The sequence below is a fragment of the Streptomyces albiflavescens genome (genome assembly GCF_014645835.1).
Lineage (GTDB): Bacteria > Actinomycetota > Actinomycetes > Streptomycetales > Streptomycetaceae > Streptomyces > Streptomyces albiflavescens.
This window is the reverse complement of the sequence record NZ_BMMM01000015.1, coordinates 231,891-256,548: the sequence shown is the minus strand read 5'-3', so window position 1 is coordinate 256,548 and position 24,658 is coordinate 231,891. Positions and strand designations below refer to the sequence as shown.

Here is a 24,658-nt window from a genome sequence, read left to right as displayed (position 1 = left end):
AGATTGTCGACTCCGCGTCCGGGATCCCTCCTGCGGACGCGGCCCACCCTGGATTCAACCAGGTTCATGGGCCGCCGCGCAGAGGGTGGGGTCAGCGGACGCTACGGGAGGAGGGGGAGGTGGGGGACGGGGAGGAAGCGGGGGACGGGGAGGCCACGGGGGCGACGAGCAGGCCCGGAGTCGTGACGTCTGGTGCCGTGGACCACGAGGTCAGCGTGAGCGGCTGGGCATCGGTGAGCGGACGTATGAGCGGGGACATCGCGGCGGCACCGGCGACCACCGGTGTCGTCAGCGTGTGCATGACGTCCTGGCCGCGGTCCGTCGGAGTGGGGACTCCGGGCAGCAGCGGCGCGGACACCTCGGTCGGTGCCACAGGACCGGCGCCCAGCGCCCGGCGGCCCTGCGCGAGCAGCGGTGTGTCGGACCGGCGGCGCTGCGACTCGGGAGAGGTCGAGGCCCCCGTGCCCGGCGAACGCATCGGCGTCACATTGCTTCCGGACCCGGAACCGCCGCGTGCGTCCGCGGTGTCACCCGGCACCCCGGTCGACACCCCGCCGAGCGCGACCGCGGCCAGCGACACCGCACCGGCGGCGGCGAACGCGAACCGCAGCCCGCGCGAGGCCGATCGCTCGGCCTCGTGACGGCTGACGTCATGGATGCGGAAGCCGCGGCCCGAGGAGGGGGGCAGCACATCGGCGTGCGGTCCGCCGGGGATGTAGCCGAAGGGCTCGCCCCTCACCCCGAAGATTCCGGTGAGGCTGGAGGTCCGGTCGGCTCCGGGCAGACCGCCGCCGAACCCTGCCCCGCCCAGCGGCGAACCAGGGCCGTCGGAGTCTCCTCCCGCGGGGAGCCCCTGGAGGCGGGCCAGGAAGCTCTCGGAGGGCGGCGGAGGGGCCACTTCCGCGAATACGTTCTTCAGTCGGCGCTGGGCGTCGGCCTCGGCCTTGCACTTCGCACAGGTGGCGAGGTGGGCCAGGACGCGATCGCGCGACTCATGACCGAGCTCTCCGTCCACGAGGGCGGAGAGTCGGTCGCCGAGGTGCTGCTCAGCAGGGGTAGGACGGGATCCACTCACGCCGTCGCGCCCCCTCCCCCCAGCACGGGCACACGGGCCACGAACGAGCGACGCTCGGCGCGGGCCTCGGGAGACCGGTGGGCCAGGGCCTTGCGCAGCTGGGAGCGGCCACGGTGGATCCGGGAGCGGACCGTGCCGAGCTTGACGCCCAGGGTCGCGGCGATCTCCTCGTACGAGAGTCCCTCGATGTCGCACAGCACGACGGCGGCGCGGAACTCGGGCGCGAGGGTGTCCAGCGCCTGCTGGACGTCCGCGTCGAAGTGCGCGTCGTTGAAGACCTGCTGCGGGGACGGCTCGCGGCTGGGCAGGCGCTCGGCCGCGTCGTCGCCGAGGGCGTCGAAGCGGATGCGCTGCTTGCGGCGCACCATGTCCAGGAAGAGGTTCGTCGTGATGCGGTGCAGCCAGCCCTCGAAGGTGCCGGGCGTGTAGGTCGACAGCGAGCGGAAGACACGGACGAAGACTTCCTGGGTGAGGTCCTCGGCGTCGTGCTGGTTTCCCGTCAGGCGGTAGGCGAGGCGGTAGACCCGTCCGCTGTGCGTGCTGACGATCTCCTCCCAGGTGGGCGGAGTCCACGCCTGCGACTCCGCGTCGGTGGTGAACGTCGCGGTCTGCGCGGGGGCAGCAGCATGGAACGTGTCAGCGATGTCGGTCACGGATTTCGGCTCACCCGCCGATCTGAGCAGACGCCGCAGCATCCCGCCCCGATCCACAGGCGCTGCCGCACCTCCCCTGTCGGCTCTGGTGGTGTCCAGTGGAGCCCCTACCATAGCCACCTCGCCCGTTAGCTCCGGATAAGCGGTTTTACGAGAAATTGATGCGTGCTCATATGGCTGCGTCAGCACTTGCTCGCCGCCCTGCTCCGCTTCCTGGTCCATCGGCTTCCCCCGCTCTGTTTCCCCACCCCTCTAAACGCCCGGTCCCATCTGCGGGTTCCCGGCGCCAACGGATACAGTCACGCCCAGGCAACCACGGGGACAGGAGAGGGTCATTACCGGCAACCGGCAGACGAGCTGGGCGTTCGCCGACGCCTTTGTCGCCGAGGACGAGGCGCTGCGCTGGGCCCGCGACCGGGCCCGCGAGGCAGGCCTGCGCTCGGTGTCGCCCGGCACGGGCGCCGCGCTGCGGTTGCTCGCTGCCACCGTGGACGCGAAAGCGGTGGCGGAGATCGGGACCGGGACCGGCGTCTCCGGGATTCATCTGCTGCACGGCATGCGGCCGGACGGGGTACTGACCACCGTCGATCCGGAGCCGGAGCGGCAGCAGTTCGCCCGCCAGGCCTTCCGGGCGGCCGGTTTCGCCAGCAACCGCGCCCGCTTCATCCCGGGCCGCGCGCTGGACGTCCTGCCCCGGCTCGCGGACGCGGGTTACGACCTCGTCTTCTGCGACGGCGACCGTCTCGAGTGCCTCGACTATCTCGCTGAATCGTTGCGCCTGCTGCGCCCGGGCGGGCTCGTCGTCTTCGAGGGCGTCTTCGCGGACGGCCGCACGGTGGACTCGGGACCGCAGCCCGCGGAGGTCGGCCGGCTGCGCGAACTGCTGCGCGCGGTCCGCGAGAGCCAGGATCTGGTGCCCTCTCTCCTGCCGGTGGGCGACGGTCTGCTGTGCGCGGTCAAGCGCTGACGACGCACCGGTTCGTACACGTCTGACCTGCACAAATACCAAAGGGGTACGTCGCCGACGTACCCCTGGACCCCCTGGCCCCCCCGGAAAACCACTGCCCCGGCACCGATTACGGTGCCGGGGCAGCTGAAAAGGTATGGTCGCTTCCGCGTCAGCCGACGACCTTCTTGAGGGCGTCGCCGAGCGCGTCGGCCTCGTCAGGGGTCAGCTCGACGACGAGCCGACCGCCGCCTTCGAGCGGAACGCGCATGACGATGCCCCGCCCCTCCTTGGTCACCTCGAGCGGGCCATCGCCCGTCCGCGGCTTCATGGCCGCCATGCTCGTTCCCCTTCCTGAAACCAGCTCATCGTCGCCGACGGCCCCTTGAAGGGCACGCACGTCCCCTCATAGGACACACGTCACCGGCATCGAACACATTGCTTCCAGGCCATTATCCCGCATCTCAGGACCCGATGACCAACATCAGTCGGCATCGCTTGCGCAACGCGCTTGAGCAAAACCACTCAATTCGGCGATGTGGCTGCGATACTGCGCCGCCGCATGGTCTTCCGGAGCGCGGAATTCTTTGACGCAGGTCACATGTCCGGTCCGCGCCACCGTCGGTGATCTCCGCCATGCTGTCATCGGACACAGGACGTACCGACCGGTACGACGGAGCCGCGACCCCGGAGGGGACCCACCATGGCCGACACCGTGCTCTACGAGGTGAGCGACGGACTCGCGACGATCACGCTGAACCGCCCCGAGGCGATGAATGCGATGAACATCGAGACCAAGGTCGCCTTCCGGGACGCGGCTCAGGCGGCCGCGGCGGACGGAGACGTACGGGCGATCCTGCTGACCGCCGCCGGTGACCGGGCGTTCTGTGTGGGACAGGACCTCAAGGAGCACATCGGGCTGCTGATCGCCGCCAAGGAGTCGGGCTCGGGGCAGACGATGAGCACCGTGCGCGATCACTACAACCCCATCGTGCGGGCTCTGGTCGGCGCCGCGAAGCCCGTGGTCGCCGCCGTGAACGGCGTGGCGGCCGGAGCGGGCTTCGGCTTCGCGCTCGCCGCGGACTATCGCATCGTCGCCGACACCGCTGCCTTCAACACGTCGTTCGCCGGGGTGGCACTGACCGCCGACTCGGGGATCTCCTGGACGCTGCCCCGGGTCATCGGGCCCAGCCGGGCCGCCGACCTGCTGCTCTTCCCGCGCAGCATCACCGCGCAGGAGGCGTACGAGCTGGGGATCGCGAACCGTCTCGTGCCCTCGGCGGAACTGCGCGCCGAGGCGGAGAAGGTGGCCCGGGCGCTGGCCTCGGGGCCGACGCTCGCGTACGCCGCGCTGAAGGAGTCCCTCGCGTTCGGGCTCTCCCACTCTCTGGAGGAGACCCTGGAGAAGGAGGACGAACTCCAGACGCGGGCGGGTGCCTCCGAGGACCACACCATCGCGGTGCAGGCGTTCGTGAACAAGGAGAAGCCGAAGTACCTGGGGCGGTGACGGTCGACGAGAGGCCGAAGTACCCGGGGCGGTGACGGTTGTGGGGAACTGCGGGCCGGTGCGGGCCGGTCACGCAGTTCCCCCGCGTCCCTAAGGGGCGCTCCTGCGTGCGGTGCAGTCTGCCAAGTGATCGTTCACCAGGCCGCACGCCTGCATCAGCGCGTATGCCGTCGTCGGGCCGACGAAGCGGATGCCGCGCTTCTTCAGTGTCTTGGACAGGGCCGTCGACTCGTCGGTGACCGCCGGTACGTCGGCCAGCCTCTTCGGGGCCGGGCGGCTGGTCGAGTCGGGGGCGAAGGACCAGATCAGCTCGTCCAGCTCGCCGGGGGCCCAGTCGGCCAGCACGCGCGCGTTGGCGACCGTCGCCTCGATCTTGGCGCGGTTGCGGATGATGCCCGGGTCGGCGAGGAGGCGCTCCTTGTCGGAGTCCGTGAAGGTGGCGACCTTGGCGATCTCGAAGCCGGCGAAGGCGGCGCGGAAGCCGGGACGGCGGCGCAGGATGGTGATCCAGGACAGGCCCGACTGGAAGGCCTCCAGGCACAGCCTCTCGTACAGCGCGTCGTCGCCGTGGACCGGGCGGCCCCACTCCTCGTCGTGGTACGCCACGTAGTCCTCGGTCGACAACGCCCAGGGGCAGCGCAGCGCGCCGTCCGGGCCGGCGAGGGTGTCGCTCACCGGGAGTCCTCCTCGTTCCGCTTGCGCAACGAGGTGGCGCTCGCTCGGGCGCCGGCCAGCGCGACCTCCAGGTCGGCGATCCGGGCGTCCCGCTCGGCGATCTCGGCGCCGAGTCGGCCGAGGGCGTCGTCGACGTCCGCCATGCGGTAGCCCCGTACGGCGACCGGGAAGCGCAGCGCCTCCACGTCACCGCGGTTCACCGGCCGGTCGTACGGCAGCGGGTCCTGCAGCCGCTCCGGGCCGGCCTCGGGAAGGGGGGCGCTCTCGCCGCCGCCCACCACGGACAGTGTCACCGCGGCGACCACGACGGCGAGCGCGACGACCAGGAACAAGAACATGAACATCGCTGAGGTCCCCACGCTCTGGTGCCGACGCGTGCGCGTCGGCGCTGAAGTACTGAAGCTGAAACTGTCAGGCTCCGATCGTGCCATGCGAGTCTGACAGTTAAGGTCGCAGGCGGCTTATCGGCAGGACTTACTGGGAGAGGTCACAGGGGATGCTCAGGCTGGGCAAGCGTGAATTCGATCCGCGCGAGCCGGTGATCATGGCGATCGTGAACCGGACCCCGGACTCCTTCTACGACCAGGGGGCCACCTTCCACGACGAGCCGGCGCTCGCCCGCGTGGAGCAGGCGGTGGCGGAGGGCGCCGCCATCATCGACATCGGCGGGGTCAAGGCGGGGCCGGGGGAAGAGGTGACCGCCGAGGAGGAGGCGCGGCGTACGGTCGGTTTCGTCGCCGAGGTGCGCCGGCGCTTCCCCGACGTGATCATCAGCGTCGACACCTGGCGGCACGAGGTCGGGGAGGCGGTCTGCGAGGCGGGAGCGGATCTGCTCAACGACGCGTGGGGTGGAGTCGATCCGCGGCTGGCCGAGGTCGCCGCGCGGTACGGGGTGGGGCTGGTGTGCACCCACGCCGGAGAGTCCGAGCCGCGTACCCGTCCGCATCGGATCGCGTACGACGATGTCATGGCCGACATCCTGCGGGTGACCCTGGGGCTGGCCGAGCGCGCGGTGTCGCTCGGCGTGCCTCGTGAATCCGTGTTGATCGACCCCGGGCACGACTTCGGGAAGAACACCCGGCACAGCCTGGAGGCGACGCGACGGCTGGGTGAGATGGTGGCCACGGGCTGGCCGGTGCTGGTCTCCCTCTCCAACAAGGACTTCGTCGGGGAGACGCTCGACAGGCCGGTGAAGGAGCGGGTGGTCGGCACGCTGGCGACGACGGCCGTCTCCGCCTGGCTGGGGGCCCAGGTCTACCGCGTCCACGAGGTCGCGGAGACCCGGCAGGTCCTGGACATGGTGGCGTCCATCGCGGGCCACCGCCCACCGGCGGTGGCCCGGCGGGGGCTGGCGTAGCGGGATCCTCGCCGCCTCCGCCCCTGCCCTCCCCAAGCTCTCTGCTTCGCTCGAGCAGGGGACCCCACCCGTACCCGGGACTCCGCCCCGGACCCCCGGTGATCCCGGTGATCCCGGGGAAACCCCGACCCGACTACCGGCCCGCCTCCTTCGACACCAACGCCACCGCCTCCGCCACCTCGTCGGTCAGGTGGAACAGCAGCAGGTCCTTCTCGGAGGCCTTGCCCTGGGCGATCAGGGTGTTCTTGAGCCAGTCGACGAGACCGCCCCAGTACGCGGTGCCGAAGAGGACGATGGGGAAGCGGGTGACCTTCTGGGTCTGGACGAGGGTCAGCGCCTCGAAGAGTTCGTCGAGGGTGCCGAGACCGCCGGGCAGAACCACGAAACCCTGCGCGTACTTGACGAACATCATCTTCCGGACGAAGAAGTAGCGGAAGTTGAGGCCGATGTCGACGTAGGGGTTCAGGCCTTGTTCGAAGGGCAGCTCGATGCCGAGGCCGACGGAGATGCCGTTCGCCTCGCAGGCACCCTTGTTGGCGGCCTCCATGGCGCCGGGGCCACCACCGGTGATCACGGCGAAACCGGCTTCGACGAGACCACGGCCGAGGGCGACCCCTGTGTCGTACTCGGACGAGTCCACCGGCGTACGCGAGGATCCGAAGACACTGATCGCGGGCGGGAGTTCGGCCAGCGTGCCGAAGCCTTCGATGAACTCCGACTGGATGCGCAGAACCCGCCACGGGTCGGTGTGCACCCAGTCGGAAGGTCCGCCCGCGTCCAGAAGGCGCTGATCCGTGGTGCTCGCCTGCACCTGACTCCGCCTGCGCAGCACCGGTCCGAGCCGCTGCTCCTCGGGTGGCACCTTCTTGCCCTCGGGGTTGCCGGTAGCCATGTCCGCTCCCTTCCGACCGTCCGCGTCGTTCCACCCCAGCGTAGATCTACGCGGGTTACGGAGGGGGGACGTGTGTATGTCTGCCATGAACCGCCCCGAGATACGGCTCAGGCGGTCAGCCAGGAGCGCAGCCGCTCCTCGCCCGCAAGGACCTTCGACGTCTCCACACGCTCGTCGCGCTTGTGCGCCAAGTGCGGGTTGCCGGGGCCGTAGTTGACCGCCGGGATGCCGAGCCGACTGAAACGGGAGACGTCCGTCCAGCCGTACTTGGGCTGCGGGGTCCCCCCGACCGCCTCGATGAAGGCGGCGGCCGCAGGGTGCGAGAGGCCGGGGAGCGCGCCGCCGCTGTGGTCGTCGACGACGAACTCCTGCACGCCGCAGTCGGCGAACACCTCCCGGACATGGGCGATGGCCTCCTCCTCGCTGCGGTCGGGCGCGTAGCGGAAGTTGACTGAGACGACGCACTCATCGGGGATGACGTTGCCGGCGACTCCGCCCGAGACGCCCACCGCGTTCAGGCCCTCGCGGTATTCAAGGCCGTCGATGACGGGGTAGCGCGGCTTGTACTCGGCCAGCCTCGCCAGGATCGGGGCCGCCGCGTGGATCGCGTTCGAGCCCATCCAGCTGCGCGCGGAGTGGGCGCGCTCGCCCTTCGTCTTCAGCAGCACCCGCAGCGTGCCCTGGCAGCCGCCCTCGACCTGGCCGTCGGAGGGCTCCAGGAGGACCGCGAAGTCACCCTCCAGCCACTCGGGGTGGGCGTCGGCCACATGCTTCAGACCGTTCAGGTGTGCCGCGACCTCTTCGTTGTCGTAGAAGACGAAGGTGAGGTCGCGGTTGGGGGCGGGGACCGTGGCCGCGATGCGGAGCTGGACCGCGACACCCGACTTCATGTCGCAGGTGCCGCAGCCCCACAGCACACCGTCCTCATCGAGGCGCGAGGGGACGTTGTCGGCGATGGGGACGGTGTCGATGTGGCCGGCGAGGATGACGCGCTCGGCGCGGCCCAGGTTCGTCCGCGCCACCACGTTGTTGCCGTACCGGTCGACCGTCAGGTGCGGCAGGGCGCGCAGGGCGGCTTCGACGGCGTCCGCGAGCGGCTTCTCGTTGCCGCTCTCCGAGGGGAAGTCGACGAGCTGCGCGGTGAGCTCGGCAGCGTCCAGGGTGAGGTCAAGGGAGGTGTCGGCCATGCCCTCGACCCTAGCGCCCCCGGGCACCCGGTCCCGCTGACGACAGGATGCGCACGGACAGGAACGGACGGACGGGAAAAGACAGAACGTGACGGACGGACAGGGAAAGACGGAACGTGACGGACGAATAGGAAAGGACGGATAGGGACGGATGTCCCGAAGTCCCGGTCGGCATTCCGGTTGTCCACAACCCCACGCCTCGCCGACAGTGGCCTCCAGTACCTTGTACGACGTGCCAGAGCCGTCCCCCACTCCTGCCCGGCGCGGCCGCCTCCTCCGTTTCGGAGGGGCCGTCGTGGTCCTGCTCGCGCTCGCGGGCTATCTCACCGTGCAGTACCTCACGGGAGGCACCGGGGCGCCGAGATGCGAGGTCGTCTCGGGCAAGGGCGACGGGGCGTCGTACGAGTTCACACCGGAGCAGGCGGTGAACGCGGCGACGATCTCGGCGGTCGGCACCTCCCGCGGCATGTCCGAGCGCGCCGTGACCATCGCCCTCGCGACCGCCCTCCAGGAGTCGGGGCTGCGCAACATCCGGCACGGCGACCGTGACTCGCTGGGCCTGTTCCAGCAGCGGCCCTCGCAGGGCTGGGGGACGACGAAGCAGATCATGGACCCGACGTACGCGGCGGGGGTGTTCTACGAACACCTGGCCAAGGTGCCCGGCTATTCGCGCCTTCCGCTCACCGTCGCCGCGCAGCGTGTACAGCGCAGCGGCTATCCGCAGGCGTACGCGAAGCACGAGCCGGACGCCACGCTGCTCGCCGCGGCCCTGACCGGGCGCGCGGCGGCCACGCTGACCTGCGAGGGGCGCCCCGACGCGACCCCGACCGGCGGCGCGGACTCGGTGCGGGCCGCGCTCGTACGGGACTTCGGGCGCGAGGTGCTGCAGGAGGCGGGGGCCGACGTGGGTGCCGACGGCGTCTCCGCCTCGCCGTCGGCGGCCGCTTCGGCGTCGGCCTCGCACTCCACGACGGGCGGCGGGGGCCGGACCGTGACCGTTCCCGTGCGCAAGGAGGCCACCTCCGGGACCGGCGCCCGGCAGCGCGGCTGGGAGCTGGCGCACTGGGCCGTGGCCAACTCCTCGGCGCTGCACATCGAGCGGGTGTCGTACGCGGGGCAGATGTGGACCGCCGGGAGCACCGACAGCGAGTGGCGCGCGTCCGGCGCGCAGGGGGGTTCGGCCGCGCGGGAGTCCGTCGCCGACGTCCGAATCGTCACTGGGCAGTAGTACGGGTCCTCACCCGTTGGGGGGACCCGCCCCGCGGCGCGTCGACGATGTGCGCAGGTATTCGTGTCCTCACTCCCCCGTCCGTCGAATCCCTTGAAAACACAGAGCCGTAAGGATTCGGCAGACTTTCCGACCGGGCGCTCTTTGCCCGTTTTTGTCCGCAGATGATAATGCGACGCATTGCCAACTCTTTACGTCGGGCCACCGCAACCTTCGCGGGCTTCGAGCGGTAGTCACTGCGTCCGAGCCCGGAACGATCACCTTCGGTCGGCAGCCAGCCGCTCAACTGCCGGGCGCGGTCGGACATTTCAACGTTCTCTCCCGTCTAAGGAGCATCATGTCCCTCCCCCTGACCCGCCGGATCGCCCGTGCCGCGCTGCTCGTCGCAGCGGGAGCGGCAGCCGGGGTCGGTGCGGCCGGCTCCGCCAGCGCTGCGGCCGAACTCCCGGCCACCCCCGACCTCGGCGGGCTGACCGCCCTGGACGGGGCGAGCGTCGGCAACACCGTCGACGGAGCGGCTCAGAACGCCACCGGGCTCGCGGGCACGGCCGGCGGCAGCACGGTCAAGAAGGCGGTGCCCACTGTGGGCAAGACCGGTGGCAAGGTCGCCAAGACGGCGACGCCGGCCGCGCGGAAGGTGGCCCGGGATGCGGCGGGGCAGGCCGGGGGCCTGCTCGGCACCGCGAAGACTGCCGCCAAGGGTGGGCTGCCGACGGACGCCGTCACCAAGGGTGGCCTGCCGACGGACACCGTCGCCAAGGGTGGGCTGCCGACCGACCAGCTGCCGCTCAAGACCCTGCCGCTCGGCTGACGCCGGGTCCGTACGGCTACGGGGGTCCAGGGACGTGTTCCCTGGACCCCCGTTGCGCGTTCGGCCGCCCCCGCGGTAGCGGACTCCGCTACCGCGCCAGGCGTTCCACCGCTGCCGCTACGCGCTCGTCCGTTGCCGTCAGGGCCACGCGTACGTACTTCTCGCCCGCCTGGCCGTAGAAGTCGCCGGGGGCCACCAGAATGCCCAGCTGTGCCAGGTGGGCCACCGTGTCCCAGCAGGACTCGTCGCGGGTGGCCCAGAGGTAGAGGCTGGCCTCGCTGTGTTCGATGCGGAAGCCGTGCTTCAGGAGGGCGTCGCGGAGGGCGGTGCGACGGGCGGAGTAGCGCTCACGCTGGTCGCGGACGTGCGTGTCGTCCGACAGGGCGGCCACCACCGCGGCCTGGGTCGGCGCGGATGTCATCATGCCGCCGTGCTTGCGGATCTCGAGCAGGTCGCCGAGAACGGCGGGGTCACCCGCCAGGAACGCGGCGCGGTAGCCGGCCAGGTTCGAGCGCTTCGAGAGGGAGTGGACCGAGACGATCCCCTCGTACGACCCGCCGCACACATCCGGGTGCAGGACCGAGACCGGGTCGGCCTCCCAGCCCAGCTCGATGTAGCACTCGTCGGAGAAGACCAGGACGTCGTGCTCGCGGGCCCAGGCGACGATCCGGGTCAGTTCGTCCTTCGACAGCACCTTGCCCGTGGGATTGGAGGGCGAGTTGAGCCAGAGGAGCTTCAGGTCCGTCGGATCCAACTGCGTCGGGTCGTCGTAGGCCTCGTACTCCGCACGGGCCAGCCGCGCGCCCACCTCGTACGTCGGGTACGCCAGGCGCGGGTAGGCCACCTTGTCGCCCGGGCCCAGGCCCAGCTGGGTCGGAAGCCAGGCGACGAGCTCCTTGGAGCCGACGATCGGCAGGACGTGGCGGTGGGTCACGTCGCGGGCGCCGAGGCGGCGCTCGACCCAGCCGGTGATCGCGTCGCGCAGCTCGGGTGTGCCCCAGACGGTCGGGTAGCCGGGAGAGTCGGCCGCCGCGATCAGCGCTTTCTGGATCAGCTCGGGCACCGGGTCGACCGGGGTGCCGACGGACAGGTCGACGATGCCGTCCGGGTGGGCGGCGGCCGTCTTCTTGTACGGCTCCAGCTTGTCCCAGGGGAAGGTGGGCAGGCGGTCGGAGACTGCGGACACGGTTCTGGCTCACTTTCTCGTACGTACGAGCCGTCGTACGGCAAACGCCTCGGTCCCGTACGGCGATCAAGGAGATCGGGCCGTACGGGACCGAGGCGGCGCGTGTGCGGGCCGCTTACTGGTTCTGCGGCGGCAGCGCTGCGATGAAGGGGTGGTCGCGCTCGATCAGGCCGAGCTTGCTGGCGCCGCCGGGCGAGCCGAGCTCGTCGAAGAACTCGACGTTCGCCTTGTAGTAGTCCTTCCACTCTTCCGGAGTGTCGTCTTCGTAGAAGATCGCCTCGACCGGGCACACCGGCTCACAGGCTCCACAGTCGACGCATTCGTCCGGGTGGATGTACAAGGACCGGGAGCCCTCGTAGATGCAGTCGACCGGGCACTCCTCGATGCACGCCTTGTCCTTGACGTCGACACAAGGCTGCGCGATGACGTAGGTCACGCTGTCGTTCCTCCTCGATAGGGCGCTGGCGGGCCTCCGTAGGCTCCGCCGCCTGGCGCGCGGGAGCGCGGCGTCGTCGATGCCCGCCCCTAGTATCTCCGTTCTTGGGCATGATCCGAACAGGAGGGGTGAACTGACCTGTGGAAATCTCTGCCTCCGGCCGTCTCGAGGTCCGTATCACCGCTGCTGACGTGGGCAAACGTGTCTCTGTTCGGCGGATGATCAAAGATGCCGCCGAGGGTGAGAAGTTCACCGACACGGTCGGTGTTCTCACATCATGGGACGAAGGTGTGCTGCTGATCACACGACGGACCGGCGAACGTGTCCGGATTGCGGAATCCGCGCTGGTCGCGGGCAAGGTCGTGCCGTCCGCTCCGGCGCGTCGGCGGGGCCCGGCGGCCTCGTACGAGGAGCTGGCGCGGGTCGCCGCGCGGGCGTGGCGGCCGGTGGAGAGCGAGCGGCTCGGCGAGTGGGAGCTGCGGGCGGCCTCCGGTTTCACCCGGCGCGCCAACTCCGTCCTGCCGCTCGGCGACCCCGGCGTGCCGCTGGACGAGGCGCTGACGCGCGTACGGGCCTGGTATGCCGCCCGTGACCTGCCCGCGTACATCCAGACCGCGACCGGGGCCGAGGGCACGCAGGAGCTGCTGTGCGCGGAGCTCGAGGCGCGCGGCTGGACGCGTGAGGTGACGGCCGAGCTGTGGATCGGCTCGCTCGCGCCGATCGGGGACCGGGAGGCGCCCGAGGTCGTGCTCTCCCGCGCGGCGGACGACGCGTGGCTGGGCAGGTATCAGCGGAAGGGACTGACCGAGGTGGCCCTGAAGGTGCTGGGCAGTGGGCCTTCGGTGTGGTTCGCGACGGTGCCCGGTGCGAAGGGGGAGGCTCCGGCCGCGATCGGACGCTGCGTGGTCGACGGCCGCTGGGCCGGTTTCGCAGCGGTCGAGGTCGATCCGGCCCACCGCCGCCAGGGGCTCGCCACCGCCGTCATGGCCGCGCTGGCCCGGCGGGCTCTGGACGAGGGCGCCTCGGCTGCCTGGCTCCAGGTGGAGGACGACAACGCGGGGGCGCGGGCGATGTACGCGGGGATGGGCTTCGGGCCGCATCACGCGTACCACCACTATCGGTGGGCGCCGGACCCCGACGCCGGGGAGGGCGCTGCCGAGCGGCCGGACGCGCGGGACCTCGGCCCGCTCACCGACGGCGCGGCGGGCCGGACCGACGAGCCGACCGGCCACCGGAGCGAGCCGACAGGCCACCGGAACGGACCGACCGGTCACAGGAACGAGCTGATCGACCACCGCAACGAGCCGACCGGTCACAGGAACGAGCCACCCGGTCACAGGAACGAGCCGATCGGCCACCGGACCGGCGCGAGCGGCGGTTTCGGTGCCGACGACTGCTATCGATCGGTGTGAAGGGGCACGAGCCAGGTATGCGTTCCCCTCAGCCACCGGAGCCGGAGCGGGCCGCCGAGGTGCGGCGGCGCTTCGCCGATGAGGCGCGGGCCGATCGGCCCGATCTGGCGGAACTGTGTCTGCTGGTGGGGGCCGCGGCGGACGGGACGCTGGACGAGGCCGGGATGGACGCGGCGCAGATCGAGCTGGACCGGCTGGCGGGGCAGCTGCCGTTCCGCCCGGGCGGGCCGCGGTCCTGGGCGGCCGCGCTCGGTGAGCTGCTCGGCGGGCGCTACGGGTTCCGCGGGGCGCCGGCCGACTACCAGCGGCTGGAGTCCTCGCTGCTGCACGAGGTGTTGCGGCGGCGGCGCGGGCTGCCGATCCTGCTCTCCGTGGTGTGGATGGAGGTCGCGCGGCGGGCCGGTGCGCCGGTGTACGGGGTAGCGCTGCCCGGGCACTTCGTCGTCGGCTTCGGGCCGACCGAGCAACAGGTGCTCGCCGATCCCTTCGACGGCGGGCGCGTCCTCACCGGCTCCGACGCGGAGCTGCTCGTCGCGGGGGCGACCGGTGCACCGCTCGACCCGTCGATGCTCTCCCCCGCCGACCCGCTCGATGTCGTGCTGCGCATCCTGAACAACATCCGGGCCTGGGCCGCCGCCCGGCCGGAGCGCTCCGACGTGTCCCTGTGGGCAGTGGAGCTGTCCCTGCTGCTGCCCTCGCATCCGGCGCGGCTGCGCTACGAGCACGCCCAACTCCTGGTCCAGCGTGGCGACTTCCTCGGAGGCGCGGCCGAACTCGACGCGTATGCCGACATGGTGGCCGCCGTCGACGAACCGGCCGCGGCCCGGGTGCGCCAACAGGCCCATGCCGCACGGGCGATGCTCAACTGAAGCCGGGGGAGGGCTTATCGCCCCCTCCGCCCCTACCCTCCCCCAAGCTCTCGGCTTCGCCCGAGCAGGGGAACCCCCACCGTGCCTGGGGCCGCGCCCCAGACCCTGCTGGGTTGTTCTTTCGGCTACGGGTGCCTGGGGGCTGATCGCGCAGTTCCCCGCGCCCCTCACGGGGCGCCAGGGGGCGAAAGGGCGCGAAAGGCCGCTGGGGCGTGCCCCTACAGCCAGCCCTTCTCCCTTGCTGTGCGAACGGCTTCCGCGCGGTTGCGGACTGCCAGTTTCTGGATGGCTGTGGACAGGTAGTTGCGGACAGTGCCCTGGGAGAGGTGCAGGGTCGTGGCGAGCTCCGCGTTGGTGGAGCCGTCGGCTGCCGCGCGCAGGATCTCCCGTTCGCGGTCGGTCAGGGGGTTGGCACCCCCGGCGAGGGCGGCGGCCGCCAGGGTGGGGTCGATGACCCGCTCGCCGGCCAGTACCTTGCGTACGGCTTCGGCGAGTTGGGCGGCCGGTGCGTCCTTGACGAGGAAGGCGTCGGCACCGGCCTCCATCGCGCTGCGCAGATAGCCGGGACGGCCGAAGGTCGTGAGGATGACCAGCTTGAGGCGCGGAAGTTCCTTGTGGAGTTCGGCCGCCGCCTCGATGCCCGTCCGGCCGGGCATCTCGATGTCGAGGAGCGCGACATCGACGTCCAGGGCACGGGCCGCCGCCAGTACTTCGTCGCCGCGCGCCACCTGGGCGACCACCTCGATGTCCGGTTCGAGGCCCAGCAGCGCGGCCAGCGCCTCGCGGACCATCGACTGGTCCTCGGCGAGCAGGACCTTGATCGTGCGGCTCATGCCCCGGATCCTACGGGGTGGCCGCCCACGGCAAGGGGGGCCTCCGTCGGTACCCGCGCCACCAGCCGGAAGCCGTGCCGCGCCCTCCCCGCTTCCAGCGATCCGCCCGCCTTCTCCAGGCGTTCGGTCAGCCCGGTCAGACCGTTGCCGTGGGTGCCCCCGGAGCCGCCCGAGCCGTCGTCCTCCACGGACAGTTCGAGCATCTGACCGTCCAGCGTCTGCCGTCGGACGACCTCCACCGCGCAGCGCCGGGCCCCGCTGTGCCGTACGACGTTGGTGACCGCCTCGCGCAGCGCCCAGGCCAGCGCGGACTCACTCTCCTCGGGGACGCCGCCCAGGTCCGGTTCGGCCGGCAGATCGGCGGTGACGCCCGCGGCGGTCAACGCGACCTGCGCGCCCGCGAGTTCGCCGGCCAGCCGGGGTCGCCGGTAACCGGTGACCGCCTCGCGCACGTCGACCAGCGCCTGACGGCTCACCTGCTCGATGTCGGCGACCTGCTGGGCCGCCTTGTCGGGATGGTCGGGGAGCATCCGGCCCGCGAGCTCGCTCTTCAGCGTGATCAGGGAGAGCGAGTGGCCGAGCAGGTCGTGCAGGTCGCGGGCGAGGCGAAGGCGCTCCTCGTTGGCGGCGAGCTGGGCGACGGTGGCCCGGGCCTTGCGCAACTCGATGGTCGTGCGGACCAGTTGACCGACGCCCGTCATCGCGAATCCGATCAGCAGCACCAGGAGGACCAGGTTCTGGGCCTCCTCGCGGCCGACGTGGCTGCCGACGAGCAGCATCACGCCCGCCGTCGCCGGGATCGCGCCGTAGGCCACCCGCAGCGGGAGGGTGGCCCCGCAGGCGACGGAGACGTAGCAGAAGAGGCCGAGCCAGTGCTCGCCGAGCGTGAAGCAGAGCACCGTGGCGAGCGTGCCGAGGGCGACGATCAGGCCGACGACCAGCCGTCCGGAGAACGGCCTGCCCATGTTCCGGAAGACCAGCGCCAGATAGCCTCCGACGAAGGCCGCGAGGCCGATCGATCCGGCCACCGTGCCGCCGGTGCCGTGGTCCCCGGAGGCGAGGTCCTGGACCGGGGCGCTGAGAAACACCAGCCAGACACCTATCCACAGGATCTTGCGCAGCAGCTCACGCCGGTTGCGGGGCGACTGGCCCATGCTCATCAGCCGCGCCGCCCGGTTCTCGTCGCAGCGCGGGTCTTCCGTCATGGCGCTCACGCCTTCAGCGTGTCCTTCCGGTACAGCCAGGCCGCGCCGCCCGCGAAGAGGACGAAGAAGACGGCGAGGATGGCGATGTCCTGGGCTCTCGGGGCCTGGCTCTGCTCGATCGCCCGCCCCAGGGCAGCGTACGCGTGCGTGGGCAGCCACTTGGCGATGTCCTGGAGCCACCGCGGGAAGGTCGTCTCGGGCATCCACAGGCCGCCGAGCATGGACAGACCGAAGTACGTGATCATCGTGATCGGGCGGACCGCGTCCCCGGTGGCGAGGTAGCCGATGGCGACACCGAGAGCTGCGAAGACCAGGCTCCCGGCCCAGATCGAGCCGGTGAGGGCGAACCACTGCCAGGCGTCCAGACGTACGTCCTTCACGGCCGCTGCGACGACGAAGACGATGACGATGGACGGCAGGCTGACCACGGCGGCGCCGGCGGTCTTGGCGAGGACATAGCCGCGCCCCGGCAGCGTGGTCAGCCTGAGCTGCCGCACCCAGCCGCTCTCGCGCTCCTTGGCGATGCGCTCGCTGTTGCCCATCAGGACGGCCGTCAGGGCGCCGAAGGAAGCCATGGAGACCATCATGTAGGTCGGGATGGTGAGGCCGGTGCCGTCGACCTTGGCCGTGCTGTCGGCGTTGCCCGCGATCAGCAGGAACAGGGCCGAGGGGTAGATCACCGAGAAGAACAGGAACTTGCGGTTGCGCAGGGCGCGGGCGAGCTCCAGCTTGATGAGGCTGTTCACGACTGCTTGGCCTCCTCGGCCTCCGTGATGGCGACGAAGGCCTGCTCGAGCCCGAGCCCGGCGACTTCGAGGTTGCGGGGGTAGACGCCGAGGCCGTACAGGGCGTGGACGGTCGCGTCGGCGTCGGTGGACTGGATGCGGACGGTCTGACCGCTCACGTCGATGGAGTTCAGGAAGGGCAGCCGCCGCAGCGCGGCCTGGTCGATCTCGCCCTCCAGGTCGAAGGAGACGCGGCGCGCGCCCGCCTTCGCCTTGATCTCGGCGGCGGTGCCGTCGGCGAGGAGCCGCCCCCGGTGCAGGACCAGCACGCGGTCCGCGATCGCGTCGGCCTCCTCCAGGTAATGCGTGGCGAACAGGACCGTACGCCCCTGGTCGGCCTGTTCGCGCATGGTGGCCCAGAAGGCCTGGCGGGCGGAGACGTCCATGCCGGTGGTGGGCTCGTCGAGGACGATCAGGTCGCTGTCACCCGCGGTGGCGAGGGCGAAGCGGACGCGCTGGGCCTGGCCGCCGGAGAGCTTGTCGACCTTGCGGTCGGCTATCCCCGAGATGCCCGCACGGGCCAGTACGTCGGTGGCCCGGAACGGCTTGGGGTGCAGATCGCAGGCGAGCTTCACGAGTTCGCCGACGGTGACCTCGTCCATCAGTCCCCCGCTCTGCAGCATGGCGCCCACCCGGCCGGCGACGATCGCCTCGCGCGGGCTGGTGCCGAACACCCGGACCGCGCCGCTGTCGGCGTGCTTGAGGCCGAGGAGCAGGTCCAGCGTGGTCGACTTGCCCGCGCCGTTGGGCCCCAGCAGGGCGACGGTCTCGCCCGGGTGCAGGTCGAGCGTCAGCCCGTCGACGGCCCGGACGCTCCCGTAGACCTTGGTCACCGATTCGAACCCGACCACCGAGGTGGTGGCCGCCGCAGTCGTTGTCATGTGATCCATCGTGGCGGCGCGGGAGGGGCCGTCGGCAGTGCAGCGTGTCCTCGGTCGGGGATGACAGATGTCATATCGCGCCTCGCCCCCGTGCTGTCCCGGCGTACGACAAAAGGGCACCCGGCCAGGGAAACCATGGCCGGGTGCCCTCCGGAGAGCGGCAGCGGAGCGCCCGCTAGCTGGGGTTGGTGGAAAGGGTGACGATGCGGTCGGCGGGCGTCTTTCCGAGCAGCGCCTGCCCGAGGGCCGAGGCCACGTCCTCGGGGCTCACGGCCTTCTTGCTGCCGTCGCCCTTGGTGATCGTGACCCCGTCGAAGGCGCCGCCGTACAGCTCCTTGAGGACCTTGAGGTCGTAGTGCTGGACGAGCTTGCCGTTGACCGCCTGCACGCTCAGGAACTTCCAGATGGAGTTCTGCGGGCTGAAGGAGATGGTGTGGACGGCATCCGTGCGGACCGTGACGTTCGCGGACATCGCCGGCTTCGCGAACTTCGTCATCATCCGGTCGACCTCGGCGTTCGAGACCGTCGGCTGACGGGTCTTGGTGGCGACCTTGACCGGCGTGGTCGCGTCGGTCTCCACCTGGGTGCGGTACGCGTCCTCGACGGCCTGGGTCGAGGACGCGACGTCGATGCCCTTGCCCGCCTTGCCGTACACGGCGACGGCCTTGCCGGCCTGGAACTTGATCGTGCCGTCGCTCACCGAGCCGGAGCCGCCCGCGGCGCGCTCCAGGGCGGCCTGCAGCTTCTCCTCGTCGACCGGCATCACGGGCTCGACGACGCGCTCCTGGCCGAACAGCGAGCCGATCACCGAGACGGGGTTGTAGTCACTGCCCGCGGCGGCGCGGACGGTGGCCTGGCTGTCGAGCTGGAGCCCGGCCTGGTCCGGCTTGAGCGAGACGGTGTCGCCGTCGACCGACAGCTTGAGCGCCTTGTTCGTACGATCACCGAAGGCGTCGTCGAGCTTCTTGGCGGCCTCGTCCCGGGTGCCGCCGCCGATGTCGACGCCGAGCACGGTGGTGCCCTTGGGCACGTCCGAGTGGTTCATGAGCAGCCCGGCGCCGTAGGCGCCACCGGCAACGACGAACACGCCGACGCCCAGAAGCTTCAGCTTGCTGCGGCCCTTCTTCTTCGCCGTCGCCGGCTTCGACGAGGCGGGGGGCTGCTGGACCGGCTCGGGCAGCTTCGGCGGGGTGTGCGGCAGCGGGCCGTCGGTGTGCGCGCCCGGCCCGAACGGGGAGTTCTGGGCGGGCGGCACGACGGGGATGCCGCTGGTCAGGGTGTGCCCGGAGACGTTGTCCACGGGGCCGCCGTAGCCACCGGCGCCCGGCTCGGGCGCCGGCTTCTGCGGCGTGAGGATCGCGGTGTCGTCGCTGAGACCGCCGCTGAGACCGCCCGGCGCGCCGGGAGCGCCACCCGGACCACCTCCGGGGTATCCCGTGCCCGGGCCCGCCGCCAGGCTGCCCGGTGCCGCGCCCGGACCGACCGGCGGCGCCAGCGGGCCGTCTCCGGTGACCGGACCGCCGGTCGGGCCGGCGGGGCCGCCCTGACCGCCCTCCGAGAAGTACGGAAGATCGTCGCGGCGCGGTTCGCCGCCGTTGCCGGGTCCGACGGAGCCGCCGTTGCCGGGTCCGACGGAGCCGCCGTTGCCGGGTCCGACGGAGGGGAAGGATCCGGTGTTGTTCAGCGCCGCGGAGACGTCGAAGGAACCGGTGCCGCCGCCGTGGCCGGGCGCCACGGGTCCGGCGCCGGTGGCGCCGGGCAGCCCGGCGCCGTTCGTACCGCCGCCGGCGCCGGGGCGGGGGGCGTTCGCGCCACCGGGCCGGGCGCCGCCGGTGGCACCCAGCGGACCGGCACCGCTCGGGGAGCTCGGGCGCGCACCGCCCGGAGTGCCAGGACGCCCGCCCTGCGCTCCCGTGGGGTCGGCCGCGCCCGCGGGGCCCGAACCGCCCGGCAGGCCCGCCCCGTTGGTGGACCCACCGCCCGGCCCGCCCTTGGGCGCACCGGACTTGCGGGGTGCGAACCAGTCGCTCGCCTTCTCCTCGGCCGCGGCGGGCGCCCCGGCGGGACCGCCCGCGGAAGCGGACGCGCCCGTGGAAGGCGACGTGGTCGCGGACGCGGTGGGGGACGTGGCCGCGGACGGGCCCGGGGGCGAACCCACGCCCCGCGGCGGCTCCGCGCCCGCGCCGTCGGCACCCTCGGTGGACGCGTCCGCGTCCCCGACGGGTGTGCGAACGACGACGGGCGGGATGGGCCGCGATCCGGGGATGTTGATCCGGATCCGTGTCGTCAGCGTGGTCTCGGTCTTGCGCTCCTCCGGCGGGTTGCCAGTGGCGGAACGGCCCGCATCGGCACCGCTTTCGGAAGCCATGGGGGTCCCGTACGGCGGCGTCCCCGACGGGTACGCGGCTCCACCGCGCCCGTTGGGCCCGGAGGACGAACTGTCAGTTTCACGACTCAAGGCAGGTTCTCCCGGTTGGCTCCGCCGCCCGTTTACTCGACCTCATCTCGGGCAGCTCGGCGGCGCGCACCACCATACTGGCCATGTCCGGCGCGCAAACCTCGCCCGGGAAGGAAACCCCCACCGGACCCGCACCTGTTGGATACGGCGAAGTGGTACGTCACTTGCCAAGTCGGACGCCGGAACCGCCCGGTTGCCGCCCCTGCCCAAGGGTGGCGCACATCACAGCGATGGCCATGCCGCCGAGCAGGAAGAGGTAGGAGACGACTCCCGCGCCGAAGAGGAAGTCCCCCTCGGGGCGGCTGGCGGTGAGCAGGACGACGGCGACCATCCAGCCGGCCGCGGACGCCACGGCCCCGGCGCGGGACCCGGTCGCCCGCGCGCCGCCCAGGAAGAGTCCCGCCGCGCCCGCCAGCGCGAGCAGCAACCCGCCCGGGAACCAGCCGGATTGCACCAGTGCCCCGGCGGCCCCTACCACCATGCCGAGCACAAAAAGTCCCAGGTAGGCGGCCATCCGCCCGCCCGAGGGCCGTGTCAGCGGCTGGGCGAGCATGCTCCCGCGCTGTCCCGTCGCACTCATCGCACTTCCGCCTCTCGCCGATCGGTGGTCCTCATCGCATGCCCGCCTCTCCCCGACCGGTCACGATGCCCGCGAACAGGTCCGTCTCCCGCGTCTCGGGCCGCTCCCCGCGCACCAACTCGTAGTACTCGGTGGTGAAGAGGGGCTGCGCGAGCTGGTTCGAGAGGACGAACCAGGGCTCGGCCACCTCGATCTGGGTGGCGTGCGCGCGCATCGCGGCGGCCTTGGCGGCGGTGTACGCGGTCCCGTCGATCTCGGTGGTGATCACCGACTCGTCCACGACGCCCGGTACGTCGTCGACGGTGGCGGACTCGGTGAACGGCAGCCGGGGCAGGGTCGCGCGCAGCCGCGCGAAGCCGTCCTCGGCCGCCGGACGCGGCACCCGGTTCCAGTAGATCTTGGCGATCGCCCAGGGGTCTCCGAGGTCCCGGCGGAAGGCGGCCTCGGCAGCCAGCTCGGCGGCCCGCATGGCCACGCGGTGGGCCTGGATGTGATCCGGGTGCCCATAGCCGCCGTGCGGATCATAGGTGACGAGCACCTGGGGGCGTACCTCGCGGATCACCTGCACCAGGTGCTCGGCGGCCTCGTCGACGTCGGCGGACCAGAAGGCGCCCGCGCGGTGGTTCTGCTCGACGCCCATCATCCCGGAGTCACGAAAACGCCCGGGTCCGCCGAGGAACCGGTGATCGGTGACGCCGAGCTCCTTCATGGCGGCGGTCAGCTCACCGATCCGGTGCGGGCCCAGCCCGCCGTCGCGGTCGGGTGCCAGATGCGCCAGCTCGGAGGGGATGACCTCGCCCTCCTCGCCGAGGGTGCAGGTCACCAGCGTCACATGGGCGCCCTCGGCCGCGTACCTGGCCATGGTCGCGCCATTGTTGATCGACTCGTCGTCCGGGTGCGCGTGCACCAGGAGCAGACGCCGGTCGGGCAGTTCCGTCATGAAACCCACCCTACGAGGCGACCGCCGGACCACTGCGCCGGGCGCGGTTCAGAACTTGATGCTCCCGATCATGCCCGCGATGTTCGTCGTCAGCTCGTTGATCGTGGGAGCGACTGTGGAGGAGGCGAGGTAGAAGCCGAGCAGGACGCACACGACGGCGTGCCCGCCCTTCAGCCCCGACTTCTTGATCAGAAGAAAGACGATGATCGCCAGCAGCACCACCGCCGAAATCGAGAGTGCCACGGCGGCTCACCTCCAAAGATCCCAGGGACTTGGGGTCCGGTACGGGGGTCGGACATGGGGGGACGGTAAATCCATACAACAGCCAGCAGGTTGATACCCACGCAGCGCTAGTGATCATAACTATCCGTACGCGCGCATCGATCGGCGCACGGCCGCACAAGGGGGCGCATGGCCAATATGGTCAGGGCATGACGACCGAGCCTCTTTCCTTCCCGCGCCGGTACGCCCGCACCCAGCGGTTCACCTCCGGCGCGCCCCGCGCGTTCACCGTGTCTCCCGACGGTTCCCGTGTCGTGTTCCTGCGGTCCCGCTCCGGTACAGACCGGGCGAATCAGCTGTGGGCTCTCGATGTGGCGGAGGGCGAGGAGCGGGTCGCGGCCGATCCGGCGGCGCTGCTCGGGGGCGCCACGGAGCATCTGCCGCCGGAGGAAAGGGCGCGCCGCGAGCGCAGCCGCGAGGGCGGTGCCGGGGTCGTCGGCTATGCCACCGACACGGCGGTCGAGTTGGCCTCTTTCGCCTTGTCAGGGCGGCTTTTCACGGCCGAGCTGCGGGTCGGCACGGCACGTGAACTCCGGGTCCCGGGACCGGTGATCGACCCGCGCCCCTCCCCCGACGGACGGCTCGTCGCGTACGTCGCCGGGGGCGCCCTGCGCGTGGTCGGCGCCGAGGGCGAGGACGACGGCGCACTCGCGGAGCCCGAATCGGAGTCGGTGTCCTATGGATTGGCCGAGTTCATCGCGGCCGAGGAGATGGGGCGTTCGCGCGGTTTCTGGTGGTCGCCGGAGAGCGACCGACTGCTCGTCGCGCGGGTCGACGACACGCCCGTACAGCGCTGGTGGATCTCCGATCCGGCGCATCCGGAACTGGATCCGCAGCGGGTCGCGTATCCGCTGGCGGGCAGCGCCAACGCGGACGTGCGGCTCTTCGTCATCGGCCTCGACGGGGTGCGCACGGAGGTCGTGTGGGACCGGGCGCGCTACCCGTATCTGGCGCATGTGCACTGGTCAGAGGCGGGTGCGCCGCTGATCGTGGTGCAGGCCCGGGACCAGCGCAGCCAGCTGTTCCTCGCCGTGGCGCCGGACACCGGGGCGACCCGGATGGTGCACGCGGACGAAGATCGACAATGGCTGGATCTTTTCGCTGGTGTGCCGTGCTGGAGCCCCGGCGGGCAGCTCGTACGGATCGCCGACGAGGGTGGCGCCCGGGTGCTCGCGTTCGGTGAACGTCCGCTGACGGGACCGCAGTTGCATGTGCGCGCGGTGCTCGACGTGTCGGACGACGATGTGCTGATCTCGGCGTCGGCGGGTGAGGCCGCGACCGCGCCGGAAACGGGCGAAGTGCATGTGTACCGGGTCAACGAGCTCGGCATGGAGCGCGTCTCGCAGGAGCCCGGCGTGCACTCGGCGGTGCGCGCCGGGGGCGTGACCGTGCTCGTCTCCTCGGTGCTCGACCGGCCGGGCGCCCAGGTGCAGGTGCTGCGCGAAGGAAAGCGTGTGGCGGCCGTGTCCTCATACGCCGAAGATCCCGGTTTGTCCCCGCGCGTGACCCTCACACAGGGGGGCGCACGGAAAATCCCATGCGCCGTGCTTATGCCCACTGACTACGACGGTGACAATCCCCTTCCTGTCCTCATGGACCCCTACGGCGGCCCGCACGGCCCCCGAGTGCTCGCCGCGCACAACGCGCACCTCACCTCGCAGTGGTTCGCCGACCAGGGCTTCGCGGTGATCGTCGCCGACGGCCGGGGCACTCCCGGCCGCTCCCCCGCCTGGGAGAAGGCGATCCGCGACGACTTCACGCTCTCCCTCGACGACCAGGTCGACGCGCTCCAGGGGCTTGCCGGGACCTTCCCCCTCGACCTGTCCCGGGTGGCGATCCGCGGCTGGTCGTACGGCGGCTGGCTCGCGGGGCTCGCCGTGCTGCGCCGCCCCGACGTCTTCCACGCGGGCATCGCGGGCGCCCCGGTCGCCGACTGGCGGCTGTACGACACCCACTACACGGAGCGGTACCTCGGTGACCCGGCGGCGAGCCCGGACACGTACGCGAAGAATTCACTGATCACCGACGAGGGGCTCTCCGCGCCCGCCGAGCCGCACCGCCCGCTGATGATCGTGCACGGCCTCGCCGACGACAACGTGGTGGTGGCACACGCCCTGCGGCTGTCCTCGGCGCTGCTGGCCGCGGGCCGCCCGCACGAGGTGCTGCCACTGTCGGGCGTCACACACATGACCCCTCAGGAGCAGGTCGCTGAGAACCTGCTGCTGCTCCAGGTGGACTTCCTCAAGCGCTCACTCGGGCTCGTCTGACCGCAGACGAACCTTCCGTACCGGTGGCCCGGAATCCCGAGTACCCGTACTCATCCGCGCAGGGGACCGGCAGGACAGCAACGAGCCGGGGTGACATGGCGCACCCCGGCTCGTTCACGGCACCCGCACGGCCGTACGTTGTTCAGACTGACGCGTCCGTATATCGGGATCGGGTCGGCCAAGTTGCCTGCGT

24 protein-coding genes and 1 pseudogene are annotated in these 24,658 nt (G+C 71.3%); 8 read left to right on the top strand and 17 right to left on the bottom strand.

The features are described from left to right. Positions 1 to 91: 91 nt before the first annotated feature. Together IEY95_RS34785 and sigE are read right to left on the bottom strand one after the other, a co-directional pair. Complete coding sequence (locus IEY95_RS34785; RefSeq protein ID WP_189190162.1) at positions 92 to 1,075, bottom strand: anti-sigma factor family protein; 984 nt, start codon at positions 1,073 to 1,075, stop codon at positions 92 to 94. Beyond that, positions 1,072 to 1,770: an RNA polymerase sigma factor SigE gene (sigE, locus tag IEY95_RS34780; protein ID WP_189190161.1), complete on the bottom strand. Its 699-nt coding sequence runs from the start codon at positions 1,768 to 1,770 to the stop codon at positions 1,072 to 1,074. Before sigE ends, IEY95_RS34785 begins: the two co-directional genes overlap by 4 nt. Before the next feature lie 226 nt (positions 1,771 to 1,996). Here sigE and IEY95_RS34775 point away from each other — a divergent pair, with 226 nt between their 5' ends. Continuing rightward, complete coding sequence (locus IEY95_RS34775) at positions 1,997 to 2,695, top strand: O-methyltransferase (protein WP_308429374.1); 699 nt, start codon at positions 1,997 to 1,999, stop codon at positions 2,693 to 2,695. 151 nt (positions 2,696 to 2,846) lie between these two features. On the opposite strand, the gene IEY95_RS34770 is transcribed toward IEY95_RS34775, so the two are convergent. Then, the gene (locus IEY95_RS34770; RefSeq protein ID WP_003966491.1) at positions 2,847 to 3,014 is read right to left on the bottom strand and encodes a DUF3117 domain-containing protein; all 168 of its coding nucleotides are present in this window, start codon (positions 3,012 to 3,014) and stop codon (positions 2,847 to 2,849) included. A gap of 363 nt (positions 3,015 to 3,377) precedes the next feature. Between IEY95_RS34770 and chcB the strand changes: the two genes are divergently transcribed. Then, entirely contained in the window at positions 3,378 to 4,181 is an 804-nt protein-coding gene (chcB, locus tag IEY95_RS34765; protein WP_189190160.1) for a 2-cyclohexenylcarbonyl CoA isomerase, read from the top strand. A gap of 90 nt (positions 4,182 to 4,271) precedes the next feature. Here chcB and IEY95_RS34760 read toward each other — a convergent pair whose 3' ends face one another. Then, complete coding sequence (locus IEY95_RS34760) at positions 4,272 to 4,856, bottom strand: DNA-3-methyladenine glycosylase I (protein WP_189190159.1); 585 nt, start codon at positions 4,854 to 4,856, stop codon at positions 4,272 to 4,274. Continuing rightward, on the bottom strand, positions 4,853 to 5,200 hold the full coding sequence (locus IEY95_RS34755) for a DivIVA domain-containing protein (RefSeq protein ID WP_189190158.1): 348 nt from the start codon (positions 5,198 to 5,200) through the stop codon (positions 4,853 to 4,855). The genes IEY95_RS34760 and IEY95_RS34755 overlap by 4 nt, the downstream gene beginning before the upstream one ends. 152 nt (positions 5,201 to 5,352) lie before the next feature. On the opposite strand from IEY95_RS34755, the gene folP reads away from it, so the two are divergent. Continuing rightward, positions 5,353 to 6,213 carry a dihydropteroate synthase gene (gene folP, locus IEY95_RS34750; protein WP_189190157.1) on the top strand — a complete coding sequence of 287 codons (861 nt, stop codon included), beginning with the start codon at positions 5,353 to 5,355 and terminating at the stop codon, positions 6,211 to 6,213. A 133-nt stretch (positions 6,214 to 6,346) separates the two neighbouring features. On the opposite strand, the gene IEY95_RS34745 is transcribed toward folP, so the two are convergent. Both IEY95_RS34745 and dapE read right to left on the bottom strand, forming a co-directional pair. Then, positions 6,347 to 7,105 carry an LOG family protein gene (locus tag IEY95_RS34745; RefSeq protein ID WP_189190156.1) on the bottom strand — a complete coding sequence of 253 codons (759 nt, stop codon included), beginning with the start codon at positions 7,103 to 7,105 and terminating at the stop codon, positions 6,347 to 6,349. 107 nt (positions 7,106 to 7,212) lie between these two features. Then, complete coding sequence (gene dapE / locus IEY95_RS34740; protein WP_189190155.1) at positions 7,213 to 8,292, bottom strand: succinyl-diaminopimelate desuccinylase; 1,080 nt, start codon at positions 8,290 to 8,292, stop codon at positions 7,213 to 7,215. 232 nt (positions 8,293 to 8,524) lie between these two features. Between dapE and IEY95_RS34735 the strand changes: the two genes are divergently transcribed. Both IEY95_RS34735 and IEY95_RS34730 read left to right on the top strand, forming a co-directional pair. Continuing rightward, on the top strand, positions 8,525 to 9,520 hold the full coding sequence (locus tag IEY95_RS34735; protein ID WP_189190154.1) for a VldE C-terminal domain-containing protein: 996 nt from the start codon (positions 8,525 to 8,527) through the stop codon (positions 9,518 to 9,520). 337 nt (positions 9,521 to 9,857) lie between these two features. Then, positions 9,858 to 10,331: an ATP-binding protein gene (locus IEY95_RS34730; RefSeq protein WP_189190153.1), complete on the top strand. Its 474-nt coding sequence runs from the start codon at positions 9,858 to 9,860 to the stop codon at positions 10,329 to 10,331. Positions 10,332 to 10,419: 88 nt separating this feature from the next. Here IEY95_RS34730 and IEY95_RS34725 read toward each other — a convergent pair whose 3' ends face one another. Together IEY95_RS34725 and fdxA are read right to left on the bottom strand one after the other, a co-directional pair. After that, a complete protein-coding gene (locus IEY95_RS34725) occupies positions 10,420 to 11,517 on the bottom strand; it encodes a bifunctional succinyldiaminopimelate transaminase/glutamate-prephenate aminotransferase (RefSeq protein ID WP_189190152.1) in 1,098 nt (365 codons plus the stop codon). A gap of 115 nt (positions 11,518 to 11,632) precedes the next feature. Then, complete coding sequence (gene fdxA, locus IEY95_RS34720; protein ID WP_018089397.1) at positions 11,633 to 11,953, bottom strand: ferredoxin; 321 nt, start codon at positions 11,951 to 11,953, stop codon at positions 11,633 to 11,635. 140 nt (positions 11,954 to 12,093) lie between these two features. Between fdxA and IEY95_RS34715 the strand changes: the two are divergent. After that, positions 12,094 to 13,077 (top strand): annotated as a pseudogene (locus IEY95_RS34715) (GNAT family N-acetyltransferase); the annotation flags it as partial. Between the two features lie 305 nt (positions 13,078 to 13,382). Then, complete coding sequence (locus tag IEY95_RS34710) at positions 13,383 to 14,234, top strand: transglutaminase family protein (RefSeq protein WP_189190151.1); 852 nt, start codon at positions 13,383 to 13,385, stop codon at positions 14,232 to 14,234. A 218-nt stretch (positions 14,235 to 14,452) separates the two neighbouring features. Here IEY95_RS34710 and IEY95_RS34705 read toward each other — a convergent pair whose 3' ends face one another. From IEY95_RS34705 to IEY95_RS34670, 8 genes are all read right to left on the bottom strand, one after another. Next, positions 14,453 to 15,067, bottom strand: coding sequence for a response regulator transcription factor (locus IEY95_RS34705; RefSeq protein WP_189190150.1), 615 nt, complete (start codon positions 15,065 to 15,067; stop codon positions 14,453 to 14,455). Next, entirely contained in the window at positions 15,064 to 16,272 is a 1,209-nt protein-coding gene (locus tag IEY95_RS34700; protein ID WP_189190203.1) for a sensor histidine kinase, read from the bottom strand. The genes IEY95_RS34705 and IEY95_RS34700 overlap by 4 nt, the downstream gene beginning before the upstream one ends. A 5-nt stretch (positions 16,273 to 16,277) precedes the next feature. After that, entirely contained in the window at positions 16,278 to 17,018 is a 741-nt protein-coding gene (locus IEY95_RS34695) for an ABC transporter permease (protein WP_189190149.1), read from the bottom strand. Continuing rightward, complete coding sequence (locus tag IEY95_RS34690) at positions 17,015 to 17,938, bottom strand: ABC transporter ATP-binding protein (RefSeq protein ID WP_189190148.1); 924 nt, start codon at positions 17,936 to 17,938, stop codon at positions 17,015 to 17,017. Before IEY95_RS34690 ends, IEY95_RS34695 begins: the two co-directional genes overlap by 4 nt. Positions 17,939 to 18,113: 175 nt before the next feature. Beyond that, entirely contained in the window at positions 18,114 to 20,396 is a 2,283-nt protein-coding gene (locus tag IEY95_RS34685) for a hypothetical protein (RefSeq protein WP_189190147.1), read from the bottom strand. 160 nt (positions 20,397 to 20,556) lie between these two features. Next, complete coding sequence (locus tag IEY95_RS34680; protein WP_189190146.1) at positions 20,557 to 20,976, bottom strand: DUF6113 family protein; 420 nt, start codon at positions 20,974 to 20,976, stop codon at positions 20,557 to 20,559. A gap of 31 nt (positions 20,977 to 21,007) precedes the next feature. After that, positions 21,008 to 21,916 carry an N-acetyl-1-D-myo-inositol-2-amino-2-deoxy-alpha-D-glucopyranoside deacetylase gene (gene mshB / locus IEY95_RS34675; RefSeq protein WP_189190145.1) on the bottom strand — a complete coding sequence of 303 codons (909 nt, stop codon included), beginning with the start codon at positions 21,914 to 21,916 and terminating at the stop codon, positions 21,008 to 21,010. Between the two features lie 48 nt (positions 21,917 to 21,964). Beyond that, positions 21,965 to 22,159 (bottom strand): hypothetical protein, encoded by a 195-nt coding sequence (locus IEY95_RS34670; RefSeq protein WP_189190144.1) that lies wholly within the window; start codon positions 22,157 to 22,159, stop codon positions 21,965 to 21,967. A gap of 188 nt (positions 22,160 to 22,347) precedes the next feature. On the opposite strand from IEY95_RS34670, the gene IEY95_RS34665 reads away from it, so the two are divergent. Then, on the top strand, positions 22,348 to 24,465 hold the full coding sequence (locus IEY95_RS34665; protein WP_189190143.1) for a S9 family peptidase: 2,118 nt from the start codon (positions 22,348 to 22,350) through the stop codon (positions 24,463 to 24,465). Positions 24,466 to 24,658: the final 193 nt, after the last annotated feature.